Below are 19,316 nucleotides of genomic sequence, written 5' to 3'. Positions count from 1 at the left end.
ATGACCCAGAAGGCCTACGCCGAGGGGCTGCGCGCCCTGTATATCTACACCGGCACCTACCAGGACGCCGCGGTGGCCAAGGCGGTGCACGGGGTGGCGCCCGACCTGGCTGTCAAGGTCAACGACTTGATGCTGCCGGTGGTCAAAGGCGTCGGCTCCGAGCAGGCCTACGCCAAGCTCACCGAGAGCCTGCAGACCCTGGGCGGATCCGGTTTTCTGCAGGACTACCCGATAGAGCAGTACATCCGCGACGCCAAGATCGACTCGCTCTACGAGGGCACCACCGCGATACAGGCGCAGGACTTCTTCTTCCGCAAGATCATCCGAGACAAAGGTGTGGCGCTCGGCCACGTCGCCGATCAGATCGAAGAGTTCGTCAAAAACGAGTCCGGCAACGGCCGGCTGAAGGCTGAGCGTGCGCTGCTGGCCACCGCGCTGGCCGACGTGCAGGCCATGGCGGCGTCTCTGACCGGATATCTGATGGCCGCCCAGGAGAACATCTCCAGCATCTACCGGGTGGGGCTGGGTTCGGTGCGTTTCCTGATGAGCGTCGGCGACCTGGTGATCGGCTGGCTGCTGGCTCGGCAGGCGGCGGTCGCCATCGAGAAGCTCGACGCCGGGGCCGACGATGACGACCGGGCCTTCTACGAGGGCAAGATCGCGGTGGCGTCGTTCTTCGCGAAGAACTTCCTGCCCCTGCTGACCAGCACCCGGCAGGTGATCGAGACCATCGACAACGACATCATGGAGCTTGACGAAGCGGCGTTTTGAGTATGGCTCTGAGGGGTCGCGGTCACTACCACAGACCTCACGCTTCCAGGATGGCGGCGACACCCTGCCCGCCGGCCGCGCAGATCGAGATCAGCGCGCGTACCGGGGCGTTCTTTTTCGCCTGTCGCTGCTCGGCCTTTTTCTCTTCCACTTTCTCTGCCACTTTCTCTGCCACCTGCTTGGCGGCCTGGGCCAGTATGCGTCCGCCGGTGGCCGCGAACGGGTGGCCGGCCGCCAGCGACGAGCCGTTGACGTTGAGCTTGGCCCGATCGATGGACCCCAGCGCAGCGTCCAGGCCAAGCCGCTGCTTGCAGTACTCCTCGGATTCCCAGGCCTGCAGGTGGCAGAGCACCGTCGAGGCGAACGCCTCATGGATCTCGTAGAAGTCAAAGTCCTGCAGTTTGAGCCCGTTGCGGGCCAGCAGCCGCGGCACCGCGTAGGTGGGCGCCATCAGCAGGCCGTCGGGGCCGTTGACGTAGTCGACGGCGGCGGTCTCGGAGTCGACGAAGTAGGCCAGCACCGGCAGGGAGCGCGTGGCCGCCCACTCCTCGCTGGCCAGCAGCGCGACCGAGGCGCCGTCGGTCAGCGGGGTGGAATTGCCCGCTGTCATGGTGGCGTCGCCGGCGCGTACTCCGAATACCGGCCGCAGACCGGCCAGCTTCTCGACCGTCGAGTCGGGCCGCAGGTTGTCGTCGCGGTAGAGCCCGAGGAACGGAGTGACCAGGTCGTCGAAGAATCCACGATCGTAGGCCGCGGCCATGTTGCGGTGACTGGCGGCAGCCAGTTCGTCCTGGTCGACGCGCTTGATCCCCATCTGCTTGGTGGTGACCGCCTGATGGTCGCCCATCGACAATCCGGTGCGCCGCTCCTTGTTGGCGGGGATCTCCACACCAAGGCTGGCGGGCAGCTTACCGACCAGTTTCAGCCGCTGCAGGTTGGAGGTGGACCGGCGTAGCGCCAGCAGGGTGCGGCGCAGCTGGTTGCCGATCTCCAGCGGCGCATCGGAGGTGGTGTCCACCCCACCGGCGGCCGCCACCTCGTAACGGCCGGCGGCGATCCCGTCGGCCGCGCAGATGGCCGCCTGCAGACCCGTGCCGCAGGCCTGCTGCAGGTCGAACGCCGGCGTGTAGGCCGACAGCGCCGAACCCAGCACACACTCGCGAACCAGGTTGAAATCGCGGCTGTGCTTGAGCACCGCGCCACCGATCACAGCGCCGAGGCGCTCACCGGCAAGGCCGAAGCGGTCCACCAGACCGCCCAGCGCGGCGGTGAACATGTCCTGGTTACAGGCTTCGGCGTAGGCACCGTCGGAGCGGGCGAACGGGATGCGGTTGCCGCCCAGCACGGCAACCCGGCGACGCATCTGAGGCTGCGCAGGTTTGAAAACAGGTGCCACAATAATCTCCGTCTCCGGTTGTGTGTCGGGGCGTCGGCAGTCTGAGTCCGTCGGGGCCATACTACCCACTGTCCTTACTCTGGAGTAAGTTCGTTGTCGATCATGCCGGCAAACGGAAGGCAGCTCAGTGGCACCCAAGCTTCCCAACCCCTCCCGGGATCTGGTTTCGCAGATCGTCAACTCCGGCCCCGGATCGTTTCTGGCCAGACGGCTCGGTGTTCCGCAGCCGGAGGTGCTGCGCAGATACCGTCCCGGTGACCCGCCGCTGACCGGTCCGCTGCTGGTCGGCGGCGCGGGCCGGGTGGCCGAACCGCTGCGGGCGGCGCTGGCCGACGACTACGACCTGGTCGGTGACAACCTCGGCGGTCGGTGGGCGGACTCGTTCGGCGGCCTGGTTTTCGACGCCACCGGCATCAGTTCACCAGCCGGGTTGGCGGCGCTGCACGATTTCTTCACCCCGCTGCTGCGCAATGTGGGCCGCTGCGGCCGCATCGTGGTCGTCGGCACCACCCCGGATCGCGCGGGCAGCGTCGATGAGCGCATCGTCCAGCGTGCGCTCGAGGGTTTCACCCGCTCGCTGGGCAAAGAGCTGCGCCGCGGGGCTACGGCGCAACTGGTGTACCTGTCACCGGACGCCAAGCCGGCCGCCACCGGCCTGGAATCGACCCTGCGGTTCATCCTGTCGGCCCGCTCGGCTTACGTCGACGGGCAGGTGTTTACCGTCGGCGCCGCCGATGCGACGCCACCGGCGGACTGGGACAAGCCACTGGCCGGCAAGGTGGCGGTGGTCACCGGCGCAGCCCGCGGCATCGGGGCCACCATCGCCGAGGTGTTCGCCCGCGACGGTGCCGCCGTCGTGGCGGTCGACGTCGAGGGTGCCGCCGAAGCACTGACCCGCACCGCCACCCGAGTCGACGGCACCGCGCTGACCCTCGACGTCACGGCGGCGGATGCCGTGGAGAAAATCACCGACCACCTGCGTGAGCATCACGGGGGGCGGGCCGACGTCCTGGTCAACAACGCCGGGATCACCCGCGACAAGCTGTTGGTCAATATGGACGATGCCCGCTGGGACGCGGTGATCGCGGTCAATCTAGCGGCCCCGCAACATCTTACCGAAGGTCTGGTCGACAACGGCTGCATCGGCGAAGGTGGCCGGGTCATCGGCCTGTCCTCGGTGGCCGGAATCGCCGGCAACCGCGGGCAGACCAACTACGCGACGACCAAGGCCGGCATGATCGGTTTGACCGAGGCGCTGGCTCCGGTGCTGGCCCGGAAGGGAATCACCGTCAACGCGGTAGCGCCGGGGTTCATCGAAACAGCGATGACCGCTGCCATTCCGCTGGCCACCCGCGAAGTGGGCCGACGGCTCAACTCGCTGTATCAGGGCGGTCTGCCGGTCGATGTCGCCGAGACCATCGCCTACTTCGCCAACCCGGCCTCCAACGCCGTCACCGGAAACACCGTCCGGGTCTGCGGCCAGGCGATGCTGGGGGCCTGAGTCCAGCGATGATGCGGATCGGACCGAACCGAGATGGGGTTACCTCCCGCTTGCGGGGGAGAGCTGGACAATGAGTACCGTGACACAGCCGAGCGGCCTCCGAAACCTGCTGCGCGCCACGGCCGGGGCGCTGCCGTTCATCCCTCGCGACCCCACCTTGCCCGACCGCACGCTCCGGGTCGACGAGCTCTCCGTCGACCGCGCCAACGTCGCCGAGTACACCGCGGTCACCGGGCTCCGCTACGGCGATACAGTCCCGCTGACCTATCCGTTCGCCCTGACGTTCCCGACGGTGATGTCACTGGTGACCGGATCCGACTTTCCTTTTGCTGCAATGGGATCGGTGCATATCGAAAACCGGATAACCCGGTACCGGCCGATCGCGGTGACCGATACCGTCGGCATCGCGGTGCACGCGGAGAACCTGCGCGAACATCGCAGGGGTCTGCTGGTCGATGTGGTGACCGATGTCACCGTCGGTAACGACGCCGCCTGGCATCAGGTGACCACCTTTCTGCACCGGCAACGCACTAGCTTGTCCGACGAGCCCAAACCGCCCCCGGTCAAACAACCCAAGCTTCCTCCGCCGCACGCCGTGCTGCGCATCACCGCAGGCCGAATCCGCCGCTACGCCTCGGTGGGGGGCGACCACAATCCGATCCACACCAATCCGATCGGTGCCAGGCTGTTCGGCTTCCCGACGGTCATTGCTCACGGGATGTTCTCCGCCGCAGCGGTATTGGCCAATATCGAAGGTATGCTGCCGGACTCGGTGACCTACTCGGTGCGGTTCGGAAAGCCGCTGCTGCTGCCCGCCAACCCCGGACTTTACGTCGATCAGGTCATCGGCGGCTGGGATCTGGCGCTGCGCAACATCACCAAAGGCTATCCGTACCTGACCGGCGCGGCCCGGGAGCTGTAGCAGTCAACTCGCTGAGTTGGAGCCGCTGGCGACTCTGGGCCCGGTGTCGGCGATGTCGGCAGGCTTGCCCCGTAGACCGTGCCAGAACATGTCGATCATCAATTCGGCCGCCTCGTCGACACTGGTATCACCGGTGCTGAGCCGGGTGGCCACTGCCTCACCCGCACCCACGAGTGCTGCCGCCATCATCTCGAAATCATTGTCGCGCGGAGGGTTTCGGGTGCCAGCGCGCAGAATGCCGACCACCAGATCGATGATGCGCCCTCGACCTTCGCGCACGGTCTGGGCAAACGCCTGCGAGCTGGTAGCCTGGGAGTACATCACGATCCACGACGCCCGGTTAGTGTCGATATAGCGCAGGAACGACACGATCGTGTTGCGCAACAATTCCTTTGGCCGCTGCTCGAGGTTGATACCATTGCGCACGCTGTCCACGAACCGGGCCAGCTCGCGGTTCAGGCAAGCACCGAACAGCTCCTCTTTCGACCCGTAGTACAGGTAGAGCATTGGCTTGGAGATCCGCGCTGCCGCCGCAATGGAGTCCATCGACGTTTCGTGGTAGCCGTTCATCGAGAACATCTGCACGGCTGCGTCGAGCATCTGCTGCTCACGGACGGCCCGCGGTAACCGCTTGCTCTTACTCATACTCACCACAGCGCACAATATTACTCAAGAGTCAACCGCCATTACTCAAGAGTCAACCGCCGCAGTGCGAATCAGGACTCTTGACTGCGGCGACCCGCCGCAGGGAGGCGTCGACCGCCGGCACCGTCAACTCGCCCGCGGCCACCGCTTGCTCCAACCTGTCCAGCACCGCGGGCACCTCGCCGGTGGTGACCCACAACGCTACGTCGACACCCGCCTGCAGGGTGCGCAGCACTGCCTCGGCTACCCCGTAGTGCTCGCTGATCGCAGCCATACTGGACAGGTCGTCGCTGAACACCGGGCCGTCGAACGGCGGTGCGTGATAGCCGGTTCCGACCCGCAACAGTTGCACCGCTGCGGGGCTTAGGCTCGCCGGATCGTTCCCGGTCAATCCGGGGACCTGCAGGTGGCCCATCATCACCGCGACCGGGGTCTGAGTAATCAGCGTCCGGTAGGGCACCAGGTCGTCGTCGTGCAGGACGGCCAGCGGCGGTGTGGCGACCCCGCCGGTGTGCGAGTCCCCGGAGCCGTGCCCGTGGCCGGGGAAATGCTTGAGGACGGGCAACAGCCCGGCGTCACGCAGCCCGGAGGCGTACATCCCGGCGTAGGCGGTGACTTTTTCTGGATCCGATCCGAACGACCGGTCACCGATCACCGTGTCGTCCGGTGCGTCGGTCACGTCGACCACCGGCGCGAAGTCGACAGTAATGCCCCGGTTGCGCATCTCGCGGCCACGATCGAGCGCCAGTGCGTATACCTGTTCAACAGTGCGTGTTCGCGCCAGCTCCCGCGCCGACGGCACCGCCCCGATCAGCGACGCCAGCCGCGACACCCGGCCGCCCTCTTCGTCGACGCTCACCGCCAGCGGCAACGCACTGGCACCTCGGGCAGTCTCTTTCAGTTCGTCCAGCGAGCCGTCGGTCAGCATCGACAGGTCGGTCCAGCTGCCGATGAAGATGCCGCCGACGTGGTGGTCGGCAACCACCGCCCGGGCGTCGGCGGCGTCGCGGACGCCGACCATCAAAAGCTGGGCCAGCTTGTCGCGGACCGAGAGTGTCGCCGCCAGCTCCGGGCAGGGTGGGCCGGCTAACGGGCCGGCCGGAGGCGGCGTGTGTTGCTCGATCCGGCGCGAGCAGGCCGCCAGCGCCGGAAGCGCGGCAACTGTCAGGATCGCCAAGACCATGCGCAGCAGACCCGGCAGCCGTCTGAGCACCCGCGTCGACATTGCACCATGCTGTCACGACCGGACACCCGCCGACCGCACAATCTCTTCTCTCCTCGTGCTAGTTTGACGTCCGGGATTCACCGGTCCCACCCTCGCCGAATCATCGAAGGAGCCTGACCATGCCCCAGTTCGTGGCGGCGGCATTCGTCAGCTGTGTGGTCGGTCTGCTGCTGGGCGCCGCGGCGATCTTCGGCATCACCCTGATGGTGCAACAAGACACCAAACCGCAAATCTCCGGGGGCGACCCGCAGTCGTCGGTGCTGAACCGGGTGGAATACGGCAACCGCGGCTAAGAGCCCGGGGCTGCACGCTACAGCCCCATCGGGCCGCTCAGCAAGGATGGGGGAGGCCTCGTCGGCCTCAGGGTCGGCCTCAGCGTCGGCCTCGTCGGCCTCGGTGCCGGTGTCGCGGCGCTGGCTGTGGCTGGTCGGCGCGGTCGCTCTGATCGGCAGCCTCGCGCAGTCTCCCGGACAGATCTCCCCGGACACCAAACTCGACCTGACCGCCGACCCGGCGCGGTTTCTGGCCCGCGCGGTCAACCTGTGGAGCCCCGACCTGCCGTTCGGCCAGGTGCAGAACCAGGCCTACGGCTATCTGTTTCCGCACGGCAGCTTCTTTCTGGTCGGCGAGCTAGCGGGGTTGCCGGGCTGGGTGACCCAGCGGGTGTGGTGGGCGGTGCTGCTGACGGTCGGGTTCTGGGGGATTCTGCGGGTGGCAGAAGCACTCGACGTCGGCAGCCCGACATCGCGGGTGATCGCCGCGGCGGCGTTCGTGCTGTCACCACGGGTACTGACCACCCTCGGGTCGATCTCCTCGGAGACGCTGCCGATGATGCTGGCACCGTGGGTGCTGCTGCCGGTCATCCGGGCACTGCGAGGCTCAGACCGTCCGGCGCGGGTGCTGGCCGCCCAGGCCGCGGTCGCGGTCGCGCTGATGGGTGCCGTCAACGCGGTCGCGACGCTCGCAGGTTGCCTGCCGGCGGTGATCTGGTGGGCCTGTCACCGGCCGAACAGGTTGTGGTGGCGGTTCACCGGGTGGTGGCTGCTGTCGCTGACGCTGGCGACGCTGTGGTGGCTGGTGGCGCTGGTGTTGCTGGGACGGGTCAGTCCGCCGTTTCTGGACTTCATCGAATCCGCTGGCGTGACCACCCGGTGGACATCTCTGGTCGAGATGTTGCGGGGCACCCACAGCTGGACACCGTTCGTGGCGCCCAGCGCCACCGCCGGGGCACCGCTGGTCACCCGCCCGGTGATCATCCTGGGCACCTGCCTGGTCGCGGCCGCCGGACTCGCCGGCCTGGCGGGACTGCTGCGACGGCGGGTGTCCGGCGCGGGACGGCTGGTGGTGATGCTGCTGATCGGGGTGACGCTGTTGTCCGCCGGTTACGCCGGTGACCTCGGCTCGCCGCTGGCGCATCCGGTGCAGGCATTTCTCGACGGTGCCGGCGCGCCGCTGCGCAACATGCACAAGCTGGAGTCGGTGATCCGGATTCCGCTGGTGCTGGGGCTGGCGCACCTTCTCGGCCGGATACCGCTCCCGGGCAGCGCACCCGCACCGGTATGGCGCCGCGCGTTCACCCACCCCGAGCATCACAAGCCCGCCGCGGTGGGCGTGGTGGTGTTGGTGGCCTTGCTGGTCAGCACGTCGCTGGCCTGGACCGGCCGGCTCACAGCGCCCGGGGCGTTCTCCGCCGTGCCGCAGTACTGGCGAGACGCCGCGAGCTGGCTCGCTGAGCACAACGCCGGAACCCCCACCTCCGGCCGCGTGCTGGTGGTGCCCGGCGCCCCGTTCGCTACTCAGACCTGGGGTGCCAGCCATGACGAGCCGCTGCAGGTGCTCGGCACCGGCCCGTGGGGGGTGCGCGACTCGATCCCGCTGACGCCGGCACCGACCATCCGGGCGCTGGACTCGGTGCAGCGGTTGTTCGCCGCGGGACGCCCTTCGGCCGGGTTGGCCGATACGCTGGCCCGCCAAGGGATTTCGTATCTGGTGCTGCGTAATGACCTGGACCCCGACACTTCTCGGTCGGCCCGGCCGATCTTGGTGCACCGCGCCGTGGATGGGTCGCCGGGGCTGGACAAGGTGGTGCAGTTCGGCGCATCGGTCGGCGCCGGCACGGTGCCCGGGTTCGTCTCCGACAGCGGGCTGCGTCCACGCTATCCGCCGGTAGAGATATACCGGATCACCGCGGCGTCGGACGGGGCCGGCAATCCGGGAGTGCCGTATCTGGCCGACGCCGACCGGATGCCCCGTGTCGACGGCGGCCCGGAGGTGCTGCTGCGGCTCGACGAGCATCGCCGGCTGCGCGGCGAGCCCGCGTTGGGCCCGGTGCTGATGACCGCCGACGCTCGCGGTGCCGGCCTGAGCGCGCCGGTTGTCACGATCACCGACACCCCGCTGGCCCGCGAGACCGACTACGGGCGGGTCGATGACCACTCGTCGGCGACCCGGGCCGCCGGCGAGAACCGGCGCACCCACAGCCGGGTGCCCGACTATCCCGCCGCCGCCGCGACCGTCTTCGGCGGCTGGACCGGCGGGCGGCTCAGCGCGTCGAGCTCGTCCTCGGATGCCACCGCACTGCCCGACGTCGCGCCGGCGACATCGCCCGCCGCCGCGGTCGACGGGGACCCGGCCACCGCCTGGGTGTCCAACGCACTGCAGGCGGCGGTCGGCCAATGGCTGCAGGTGGATTTCGACCACCCGGTCACCAACGGCACCATCACCGTCACACCCAGCGCCACCGCGGTCGGCGCCCAAGTCCGCCGGATGCAGATCTCCACCGTCAACGGCACCACCACGCTGCGGTTCGACCACGCCGGCGAGCCGCTCACCGCCGCGCTGCCCTACGGCGAGACACCGTGGGTGCGGATCACCGCGGTCGGCACCGACGACGGCTCACCCGGGGTGCAGTTCGGCATCACCGAACTCTCGGTCACCTCCTACGACGCGTCTGGATTCGCCCATCCGGTCGACGTGCGGCACACCGTGCTGGTCCCCCCGCCGCCACCCGGTGCCGACGTCACGCGGTGGGACCTGGGTGCCGAGTTGCTGGGCAGACCGGGCTGCGCGAACGGCCCGGACGGGGTGCACTGCGCCGCTTCGATGGCCCTGGAACCCGAGGAGCCGGTCACCTTCAGCCGCACCCTGAGCGTGGCACGGCCGGTGTCGGTGACCCCCGCGATCTGGGTGCGGCCCCGGCCGGGCCCCAACCTGGCCGACCTGATCGCCGAGCCGGGCACCGTGCGGGCGCGTGGCGATGCCGACCTGCTCGACCTGGCAGGCTCCGCCTACGCCGCCGCCGACGGCGATCCGGCGACCTCCTGGGTGGCACCGCAGTACGCCGCCGCACACAAGACCGCACCGACCCTGACCGTCACCTTGCCGCGGCCCGTCGAGGTGACCGGGCTGCGGCTCACCCCAGGCGTGTTGCCGGTGCCGGCCCGCCCCACGCTGGTGGCCGTCGACCTCGGCGGCGGCCCGCAGGTCCGCAAGTTGTCCGGCGCCGACGATGCCGGCCCGCAGACGGTGCCGCTGCGGCCCCGGGTGACCGACACCGTCACGGTAAGCCTGCTCGCCTGGGAGGACGTCATCGACCGCACGGCACTGGGTTTCGATCAGCTCAAACCGCCGGGGCTGGCCGAGATCACGGTGCTCGGCGCGCAAGGCGGCCCCGTCGCGCCCGTCGCACCGGCGGATTCGGCCCGCAACCGAGCTCGCAAGGTCACCGTCGGCTGCGATGGTGATAACGCGGGCCCGGTCATCGCGATCGCAGGCCGGTTCGTGCACACCTCGATTTCCACCACCGTGGGCGCACTGCTGGACGGCGAGCCGGTGGCCGCCCAGCTGTGCGACCGCCGGCCGATCGCGCTGCCACCCGGTCAGCAGGAGCTGCTGATCAGCCCGGGCGCGGCGTTCGTCGTCGACAGCGCGCAAATGTCCGCTCCCTTGTCGGCCGGGGCAGCCGCCGGGCCCGCTGTGCGGCCGGCCGCCACCGGAGAGTGGGGCGCGGCCCGGCGCGAGGTGCGGGTGGGCGCAGCACCGGCGACACGGGTGCTGGTGGTGCCGGAGAGCATCAACCCCGGCTGGGTGGCACGCACCGACAACGGCATCCGACTGGTGCCCATTGCCGTCAACGGATGGCAACAGGGCTGGGTGGTGCCCCCGGACACCGGGGGCACCCTCACGCTGACCTTCGAGTCCAACCGGCTCTACCGCGCCGGCCTGGCCGGCGGGCTGGCACTGCTGCCGCTGTTGGCGCTGCTGGCCTGGTGGGCGCCCCGGCGCAACGGTTCCCGGTCTGGGCGCAACGACGCACCGGCCCGCCCGTGGACGCCGCCGCGTTGCCTGGCGGTCACCTTGGGGCTAGGGGCCGGTGCGGTGATCTCCGGGGTGACCGGGGTCGCCGTGTTCGCCACCGCCCTGGGCCTGCTGTACGGCCTGCGGCATCGACGACGCGCCTATGCCGCTGTCACCCTCGGGTGCAGCGCGGGCGGGCTGATTGCCGCCGGGGCGTTGTTGAGCCGGCATCCGTGGCGATCGGTGGACGGCTACGCGGGCCACTGGGCGAGTGTGCAACTGCTGGCCCTGATTTCGGTGGCGGTGCTGGCGGCGTCGGCGGTCGCCCTGCTGCGTAGACAGTGACGGGCGCGTATGCTGCTCAGATCGTTTAATAGGTGGTTTCAGCCTTTTCGGGAGCTCACAGGGGTCGATGATGGTGGGTTCGAGGTTCCGGTTCCTGGGTTGCGGCCTGCTGGCTACCGCCGGGACAAGTCTCTTGGGGCTGACGGCCGTGCTGCACGCGGCGTTCGCCTTCGGGGACTCCGTGGGCTCAGTCGCGGACGTCGCAAGTCCGGCTGACGCGATCCTGGTGTACGGCGGCAGCGCCCTGCCGATACCTCCGCCGGTCTTCGTTGACGGCGTCACCCAGAGATTTGTCACCCCGATTTTGCCCGGATTCACCGTCGCCGACGCCCAGAGCGCGTTCACGCCAGAGGGATTCTATCCGATCGACTTTCTCACCGGCATCAAGAGTTTGGCCTTCGGCCCGTCGGGTTCCCAGGGTTTGACGATGATGAACGCCGAGATCGACCAGCAAGTCGCGGCCGGAAACGCTGTCGTTGTTTTCGGGTACTCGCAAAGCGCCGGGATCGCCACCCAGGAAGAGGAGAACCTCGCGGCGGATTTGGCGAATCACATCCCCGGCACGCCGACCGCCGACCAGCTGCACTTCGTCTTCATCGGCGACCCCGGAGGCACCGTCGCGGCACTGCCCGACACGCCGTATGCGACCGACATCTACACGCTGGAGTACGACGGTGTCGCCGACCCCCCGGTGTACTCGAGCAACGTCTTGGCAGAGCTCAACGCAGCACTCGGTTTCCTGTACGTGCACTCCAGCTATCCGGCCCTCACCCAAGCTCAACTGGATACCGCGTTCCCGTTGGCCACCGCCGGCAACACCACGGAGTACCTGATCCCGACCGCGAATCTGCCGCTGCTGGACCTGCTGCGGGACACCCCGGTCCTGAGTATCCTCGGGACGCCCCTGGCCGACCTGCTGCAACCGGACTTGAAGGTGCTCGTCAATCTGGGCTACGGACCCGAAAACGTTGGTTACACGACGCCGGGAACCACGCCAACCGGAATGTTCCCCGACGTCAATCTGGCCACCCTCATCCACGAACTGCTCGCCGGCGCCCAACAGGGTATCGCCAAGTTCACCACCGATCTCGCGCAACTACCGTCGACGCTGCCGTCGGATCTGTCGCAGGCCGCGTCGTTCCTGTCGTCGGTGGTATCGGGCTTCCCGAATTCCCTGTCGTACATCTCGGTGTTGTCGGACCTGCTGGGTCCGGGAGCACACCAAACCCTGCAGGGCGAATACGACCCGATCGCTGCGTTGTCCAACCTCACGCCGGTCCCGTCGGGTCCGCTGGCCGGGCTGATCGAGGCCATCAACACCCTGTCCGGGATGTTGTCCTTCGACTATTCGGAGCTGCTGCAGCCAGTGCTGCAGCTGCAGTCGGGTGCGGCAATCAACGGAATTGAAACGGTGGGCTTGGCGGGGTTTCACACCCTAGGAGATCTCGCGAAAGCCGCTGCCGAACTGGTGTCGCCGACGACGGCCGGTTCGGCGACGGCGGACTCCGCCGTGGCGGAGGTGGTGCCGGCCGAAACATCGGCACCGGCGGCCGACCCGTCGACCCCGGCGCCGGACACGGCCTTGATCATGGGCCCCGGCGGCCAGCCGATACCCTCGGAGAGCTACCTGAATGACGTTTCGCAGCGATACCTGCCCGCCCTGCCCGCCGAAGTCAGCCAGCAGCCGCTGTTCACCCCGGCGGGGTCCAATCCGTTGACCGGTCTGCAGAGCCTGCCGTTCGATGTGTCAGTGGCCGAGGGTGTCAGCAACCTCAACAGCTCGGTCCTGCAGCAAGTCGCGCACCGAGACCACGTCACGGTGTTCGGCTACGGCCAGAGCGCAACCATCGCCTCACTGGCCATGCAGCAGCTCGCGGACGGCACCGCCGGCCCAGGTGGGACGGCGTCGACGCCAGTGAGCCCGGACCAGCTCAGTTTCGTTCTGGCCGGTGACCCCGACGCGCCCAACGGCGGCCTGCTGGAACGCTTTTACGGCCTGGATTCGACGAGTTTGGGTATCCCGTTCTACGGCGCAACTCCTCCCGACACGCCATATGCGACCGACATCTACACCATCGAGTACGACGGTGTCTCCGACTTCCCCCGCTACCCGATCAACCTGCTGGCCGACCTCAACGCGGTCGCCGGAATAGAACACCTGCATGACACCTACCCGACTATCTCGACTGCGGCGGTTGCGGACGCTATTCCGTTGGGGGCCAGCGACTCCACCCGCTACTTCCTGATTCCGGAGGACAATCTGCCGCTTCTGGAGCCGCTGCGCAATATGCCCGTGCTGGGCAACCCGCTTGCCGATCTGCTTCAGCCGGACTTAAAGGTGCTGGTGAACTTGGGTTACGGCGCCGCCGACGTAGGCTACTCGACCCCGGCGGACGCGCCTACCCCGATCGGGCTGTTCCCTGACGTCAACCCGGCCACGGTGTTCGACGAGTTGGTCGCCGGAGCCAACCAGGGATTCAGCAAGGCGGTCAGCGACATCACGTCCGGCGGGTCGCCGGCGCCGGTGGACGCGGCGTCGCTGTCAACTTCGCTCACCGGCCTCACCGGCCTCACCGACACGGCCGCCACGCTGCAGAACGTGGTTCAGGCGGCATATAACACGCTCTTCCCGACCGCGGACATCACGAACACCCTGCTGACCAGTGTCCCTGCCTACGACCTCGAGCTCATCCAGGACAACCTCGCCCATCCGCTCGACGCCATTGGATTTCCGTTCGCGGCCGATGTCGGCCTGATCACCCTGGCCGGCGGCCTAGAGTACGACGTGCTCGCGAATGCGGCGACGCAGATCGGCAGCGATCTCAGCGGCCTCGTCTCCTGACATCGCGTGGTGTGCAGTCGGCACCGGTGACGCTGTCACGGCGCGGCCTCCAGCTTCTGGATCTGGGCGTCGAACAGCCTGACCAGGTCGTCGACACCGTCGGCGGGGAGGGTTGCGTTGTTTTTGCCGCGGCGATTGAACACGTCATAACCGGCGACGACGAGCACACCGCGGTAATACCCCGAGATTGTGGCGGTCGCCATCGACACCGAAATGGGAATTCCGGGGAAGGGCGAGGCGGAGCTTTTCATCACGGTCGCGACCGCCCACGGCGGTACGCCCGACGCCTCGAGTGGTTCCAGTTGGGCGTCGAACGTCAGCGTCCGGCCGAGTAACTCCAGAGACACCGTGAACGACTGGCATTTCTCCACACGGTCCTTGAGATCTGGCTGGCTCGGGATGATGGCGAGGTGCACCTCCAGTGAACTCGGGCCGTTGGCATCCATCTTGGACGCGGTCGCATACGCCGTCTGCGTAGCCGATTCCGGGTAACCATAGAATTCAGAGCATTCTTGCGGGCTGATAGAGAAGTTCGACATCCCCGATGCCTGCCGATCATTGCTGCCGAGTCCACTCTTGCGTCGGCCGCCGTTGAACTCGGGGAACGCCGACTTGTCGACGAGAAGATCCCTGGTCAACTGGGTGATATCGGGCTTTTTCGATGCCTTTTCCGCGTCGGCGCTCGTCGGCCGTCGGCCAAGGCCCACCACGAATATCGAAACGGCGGCGGTGACGGCTATGGTGGCAACGGTGGCCGACACGAGTGCTACCCAGAGTGCCTTTCGCCGCCCGGGCCGCTGTGGCGGTCGAGGTGGCAGGTCCGGCCATTGGTCCGGCTGTTGCGGCGAGTATCCGGGCGGATACCCAGGCGCGACCCCGGGTGCCGAGTCATCGACCCAGAACTGCCAGCCGGGCGGCGGTGGCGGCCACGACGGATCCGGTGCCCACCTGCCGTCCGGCGCCCAACCGGGCGGCGGCGGCGGCCAATTGGGTGGGGGGTTGAAGCGCATCGGGGGTGTATTCCTGTCGGCGTGCTCTGCCTCGTCTGCTGCCTAGAGCCTACGCGATCAGGCCGTCTTCCCCGATGACGCCGGTGACAACGGTGCGTCGCACCCAGGTGGTGGCAGGCTGGACGGTGCACCCATCACGCAGTTGCATCGCCAGAGGAGGAAACCGTGCCGGCATCAGGGCCCGCATCGCCGATTGCCACGATCAACCCGGCCACCGGGGAGACAGTCAAGACGTTCGCCGCGGCCACCGCCGAGGAGGTCGACGCCGCAATAGCACGCGCGGCCGACCGGTTCGTCGGCTACCGTCGCACCAGCTTCGCGCAGCGTGCCCGCTGGATGCACGCCACCGCCGACCTGCTGGAGGCCGAAGCCGACCCGGTCGCGGAGATGATGACCCTGGAGATGGGCAAGACGCTGGCCTCGGCCAGGGCCGAGGCCCTCAAGAGCGTCAAAGGCTTTCGTTACTACGCCGATCACGCCGAAGCGCTGCTGGCCGACGAGCCGGCCGACGCGGCTGCGGTCGGCGCGTCGAAAGCGTTCGCCCGATACCAGCCGCTCGGGGTGATCCTGGCCGTCATGCCGTGGAATTTCCCGCTCTGGCAGGCGGTGCGGTTCGCCTCGGCTGCGCTGATGGCCGGCAATGTGGGGCTGCTCAAACATGCCTCCAACGTGCCGCAGACCGCGCTGTACCTCGCGGACGTGCTCGCCCGCGGCGGCTTCCCCGACGGCTGTTTCCAGACATTGCTCATCCCGTCCGGCGCGGTGGAGCGGATTCTGCGCGATCCCAGGGTGGCCGCCGCCACCCTGACCGGCAGCGAGCTGGCCGGGCGGTCGGTTGCGGCAATCGCCGGCGATGAGATCAAGCACACCGTTCTCGAACTCGGCGGCAGCGACCCGTTCATCGTGATGCCGTCGGCGGATCTGGACGCCGCGGTCGACACTGCGGTCGCGGGCCGGATACAGAACAACGGCCAGTCGTGCATCGCCGCCAAGCGATTCATCGTGCACACCGACGTCTACGACGACTTCGTCGCGAAGTTCACCGCCAAGATGGCAGCGCTGCGGGTTGGCGACCCGGCCGACCCGGACACCGACGTCGGACCGCTGGCCACCGAGCAGGGCCGCGTCGACATCGAGGAGCTGGTCGAGGCGGCCGCCGCCGCGGGCGCGGTGATCCGTTGCGGCGGAAAGCGACTCGAGCGCCCCGGCTGGTTCTACCCGCCGACGGTGATCACCGACATCACCTCCGACATGGCGATCTTCACCGAGGAGCTGTTCGGTCCGGTCGCCTCGGTGTACCGTGCCGCCGATATCGACGAAGCCATCGACATCGCCAACGCCACCCCGTTCGGACTGGGCTCCAACGCCTGGACCGCCGACGAGGCCGAGCAGCGCCGCTTCGTCGACGAGATCGAAGCCGGTCAGGTCTTCGTCAACGGGATGACGACGTCGTATCCTGGGCTGCCGTTCGGGGGGGTCAAGCGCTCCGGGTATGGCCGGGAACTCTCCGGGCACGGAATCCGCGAGTTCTGCAACCTCAAGACGGTCTGGGTGGGATGACTGCGTGGGATAAGCCACGACCTGTCGGCACCGAAATCGACTCCGGCGCTATCAAATTCGATTGCGGTCAACGCTAACGTCGATCTCGGCGAAATCACACCGAGGCCGCCAAGGCCTTCGCGTCCTCGTCGGCGAAGGTGTCCTCCAAGTGCAGCGGTGAGTAATCCAGGTCGATCTCAGCGACCGGGCGGCCGCGGGCGCTGCTGATCGTGCCAAACCGGCGCATGCCCTTGTCGGTGCCGTACTGCAGTAACTCGTCATTTGACAGACCGAACGGGACATCGTCACCGTAGAGCGCATCGCCCTCCTCGGTGAGACTCACTAACAGCGGCATGAGCTCGTTCATCCGCGTTTCGAATACCGTCCAGTTGGCGTCGTCGGCGGCGACGTGGCGGCGGCAGGTGAAGGTGCCCCACGCCATATGGCGTCGCTCGTCGTCAGCGATGTGTCCGATCAGTTCCTGCATGCCGGGAAGAATGCCGCGTTCCACACAGATCTTGTGCCAGGCGTAGTAGCCGGTCAACGCCAACGTGCCCTCGACGAAGTGGTTGTACGTCACCGACGCCCGAATCTGGGATGCCGGTGAGGGATCCGTCGACAACATGTTCAGCGATTCCGGCAGCTCCTTGTTGAAGATCTGCCGGTAGGAAGGCAGTTCGTCGAGGAAACCGTGCAGATCGTCGGTCATCCGGACGGCGTCCAGCCACAACCGGAAGGCCTGGGTGTGTTTGGCTTCCTCGAACGCGAACTGGGTGAGATACATCTCGTCGCCCAGCCTGCCCTCGGCCCGCATCGCGGCCATGAACGGTTGGATGTCTTCGGAAACCGCTTCCTCGCCGGCGATGAACTCGGCACACAGCCGGGTGGCGTAGTCACGTTCCCGGTCCGACAGCGAGTCCCAGTCCGCCCGGTCGCGGGAGAAGTCAATATCGGCGGGATTCCAGAATTTCGCGTTACCCCCCGCGAACAGCTTGAGCGGCAGGCTATCCCAGTTAAGCCCGCCTGCGGCCAGCGAGCCATAGTGGGTGCGTGTCATATGATGACCTCCTTGAAATCGGGTTGATTGCTGGGGCTTTCGCTGCCGAATGCGGCCGAAAGCGCGGCGACGAGCCTCCGCACGGCCAGTGCCGGCTGTTCGGGGGTAGGCTCGTCGAGCCCGAGAACCGGATCGACCCCGCGCACATAGGGTGCCAGCGCCAGATGCGGAAAGATCATCAACAGCAGCGACAACAACGCATCGGTGTCAGAATCCGCCCGTAGATCGCCACGAACGTGCGCGTCACGCACCAGCGGGCGCAAGACTTCCAGGTAATGGCGGTGCATGACGGATCGAACGCTGATCCGGGCGTCGGTGTCGACCTCAAAACTCGCCGAGGCATGCAGCGCCCGCTCCCGAGGATGATCGGCGAAGTAGGCGACCCAGGCGTCGAGCAGGTCGGTGAGAAAGTCGAAGAACGATCTGCTGGCATCCAGCTCGCTAATGCGGTCCTCCATGTAGGACCGCACCCGACCACTGGCGACGTCAGCGATGAACGCGTACAGATCGCGTTTGTCGGCGAAGTATTGGAACAGGCTGCCCTTGGCGACTCCCGCGCGTCGGGCGATGGCGTTCAGGCTGCCCCGAGAGAACCCGTGCGCGGCGAACTCTGCTTCGGCGGCCGCCATCACCGCTGCGCGCCGTATCGTGTCGAGACGCGCCCACGTCACCGTCGGCATTGACTCCACCTCACTTTGATGACCACTGGTCATTCTAGTGTGACTGGCTTCACACCTCTAGGTGTCTGCCGGGTATCACCAGACCTTTGACGCCTACCATCAACCCATGCCGCAACTGAACACCGCACGCGGAGCAATCGACACCGCCGATCTCGGCGTCACGCTGATGCACGAACACGTCTTCATCATGACTACCGAGATCGCCCAGAACTACCCGGAAGCCTGGGGGGACGAGGAGAAACGAGTTTCCGATGCCATCGAGCGGCTCAACACGTTGAAAGCCGCCGGGGTGGACACCATCGTCGACCTCACCGTGATCGGGCTGGGCCGCTACATCCCCCGCATCGCCCGCGTTGCTGCCGCCACCGAACTGAACATCATCGTCGCCACCGGCGTATACACCTACAACGACGTGCCGTTCTGCTTCCACTACCTCGGGCCGGGCACCATGCTCGACGGCCCGGAGGTCATGACCGACATGTTCGTCCGAGACATCGAAGAAGGCATTGCCGACACCGGGATCAAGGCCGCGATCCTCAAATGCGCCACCGACGAGCCAGGCGTCACGCCCGGTGTGGAACGGGTGCTGCGCGCGGTCGCGCAGGCGCACCGTCGCACCGGGGTGCCGATCTCCACCCACACCCACGCCGGGCTGCGGCGCGGGCTCGAACAGCAGCGCATCTTCGCCGACGAGGGGGTGGACCTGTCCCGCGTGGTGATCGGGCACTCAGGTGACAGCACAGACCTGGGCTATCTCGAAGAGCTAGTCGCGGCCGGCTCTTACCTCGGCATGGACCGGTTCGGCATCGACCTCATCCTGCCGTTCGAGGACCGGGTGAACACGGTGGCGCGGATGTGCGAGCGCGGTCATGCCGACAAGATGGTGCTGTCGCAGGACGCGAGCTGCTATTTCGACGCGCTGCCGGAGGAGCTGATACCGGTGGCCGCCCCGAACTGGCACTATCTGCACATTCACAACGACGTGATCCCTGCGCTGAAAGAGCGCGGCGTCACCGACGAGCAGCTGCGCACCATGCTGGTCGACAATCCGCGAAAGATCTTCGAAAACCAGGGCGGCTACTGACGC

Annotated in this window: 14 protein-coding genes; 8 read left to right on the top strand and 6 right to left on the bottom strand. The window is 67.4% G+C overall.

Features of this window, described 5'->3' with window-relative positions:
• On the top strand, positions 1-771 hold a 771-nt coding region (locus AC2VOP_RS01300; protein WP_486959282.1), incomplete at its 5' end, for an acyl-CoA dehydrogenase C-terminal domain-containing protein.
• 37 nt (positions 772-808) lie between these two features.
• Here the strand turns inward: AC2VOP_RS01300 and AC2VOP_RS01295 are convergent.
• The gene (locus AC2VOP_RS01295) at positions 809-2,134 is read right to left on the bottom strand and encodes an acetyl-CoA C-acetyltransferase (protein ID WP_486959285.1); all 1,326 of its coding nucleotides are present in this window, start codon (positions 2,132-2,134) and stop codon (positions 809-811) included.
• 160 nt (positions 2,135-2,294) lie between these two features.
• Here AC2VOP_RS01295 and AC2VOP_RS01290 point away from each other — a divergent pair, with 160 nt between their 5' ends.
• On the top strand, positions 2,295-3,668 hold the full coding sequence (locus tag AC2VOP_RS01290; RefSeq protein WP_486959281.1) for a 3-oxoacyl-ACP reductase: 1,374 nt from the start codon (positions 2,295-2,297) through the stop codon (positions 3,666-3,668).
• Between the two features lie 79 nt (positions 3,669-3,747).
• Positions 3,748-4,590 (top strand): MaoC/PaaZ C-terminal domain-containing protein, encoded by an 843-nt coding sequence (locus AC2VOP_RS01285; RefSeq protein WP_486959280.1) that lies wholly within the window; start codon positions 3,748-3,750, stop codon positions 4,588-4,590.
• Between the two features lie 3 nt (positions 4,591-4,593).
• Here the strand turns inward: AC2VOP_RS01285 and AC2VOP_RS01280 are convergent, their stop codons facing one another.
• Entirely contained in the window at positions 4,594-5,235 is a 642-nt protein-coding gene (locus AC2VOP_RS01280; RefSeq protein WP_486959284.1) for a TetR/AcrR family transcriptional regulator, read from the bottom strand.
• A 52-nt stretch (positions 5,236-5,287) separates the two neighbouring features.
• Positions 5,288-6,418 (bottom strand): glycoside hydrolase family 3 N-terminal domain-containing protein, encoded by a 1,131-nt coding sequence (locus AC2VOP_RS01275; protein ID WP_486959283.1) that lies wholly within the window; start codon positions 6,416-6,418, stop codon positions 5,288-5,290.
• A 161-nt stretch (positions 6,419-6,579) separates the two neighbouring features.
• On the opposite strand from AC2VOP_RS01275, the gene AC2VOP_RS01270 reads away from it, so the two are divergent.
• The 3 genes from AC2VOP_RS01270 (at position 6,580) to AC2VOP_RS01260 (ending at position 13,943) form a co-directional block, all read left to right on the top strand.
• Positions 6,580-6,753, top strand: coding sequence for a DUF2613 domain-containing protein (locus AC2VOP_RS01270; protein WP_486959279.1), 174 nt, complete (start codon positions 6,580-6,582; stop codon positions 6,751-6,753).
• 46 nt (positions 6,754-6,799) lie between these two features.
• On the top strand, positions 6,800-11,101 hold the full coding sequence (locus AC2VOP_RS01265; protein ID WP_486959278.1) for an alpha-(1->3)-arabinofuranosyltransferase domain-containing protein: 4,302 nt from the start codon (positions 6,800-6,802) through the stop codon (positions 11,099-11,101).
• Positions 11,102-11,171: 70 nt separating this feature from the next.
• A complete protein-coding gene (locus AC2VOP_RS01260) occupies positions 11,172-13,943 on the top strand; it encodes a PE-PPE domain-containing protein (protein ID WP_486959277.1) in 2,772 nt (923 codons plus the stop codon).
• Positions 13,944-13,978: 35 nt separating this feature from the next.
• Here the strand turns inward: AC2VOP_RS01260 and AC2VOP_RS01255 are convergent, their stop codons facing one another.
• Complete coding sequence (locus AC2VOP_RS01255; protein WP_486959276.1) at positions 13,979-14,704, bottom strand: hypothetical protein; 726 nt, start codon at positions 14,702-14,704, stop codon at positions 13,979-13,981.
• A gap of 414 nt (positions 14,705-15,118) precedes the next feature.
• Between AC2VOP_RS01255 and AC2VOP_RS01250 the strand changes: the two genes are divergently transcribed.
• Complete coding sequence (locus AC2VOP_RS01250) at positions 15,119-16,513, top strand: NADP-dependent succinic semialdehyde dehydrogenase (RefSeq protein ID WP_486959275.1); 1,395 nt, start codon at positions 15,119-15,121, stop codon at positions 16,511-16,513.
• Positions 16,514-16,607: 94 nt separating this feature from the next.
• Here AC2VOP_RS01250 and AC2VOP_RS01245 read toward each other — a convergent pair whose 3' ends face one another.
• Positions 16,608-17,549 (bottom strand): R2-like ligand-binding oxidase, encoded by a 942-nt coding sequence (locus tag AC2VOP_RS01245; protein WP_486959274.1) that lies wholly within the window; start codon positions 17,547-17,549, stop codon positions 16,608-16,610.
• A complete protein-coding gene (locus AC2VOP_RS01240; RefSeq protein WP_486959273.1) occupies positions 17,546-18,229 on the bottom strand; it encodes a TetR/AcrR family transcriptional regulator in 684 nt (227 codons plus the stop codon). The genes AC2VOP_RS01245 and AC2VOP_RS01240 overlap by 4 nt, the downstream gene beginning before the upstream one ends.
• 106 nt (positions 18,230-18,335) lie before the next feature.
• On the opposite strand from AC2VOP_RS01240, the gene AC2VOP_RS01235 reads away from it, so the two are divergent.
• Positions 18,336-19,313, top strand: coding sequence for a phosphotriesterase family protein (locus AC2VOP_RS01235; protein WP_486959272.1), 978 nt, complete (start codon positions 18,336-18,338; stop codon positions 19,311-19,313).
• Positions 19,314-19,316 lie beyond the last annotated feature (3 nt).

The organism is Mycobacterium sp. TH-M106 (assembly GCF_057473765.1).
This window is presented reverse-complemented; position numbering and strand designations above follow the sequence as displayed.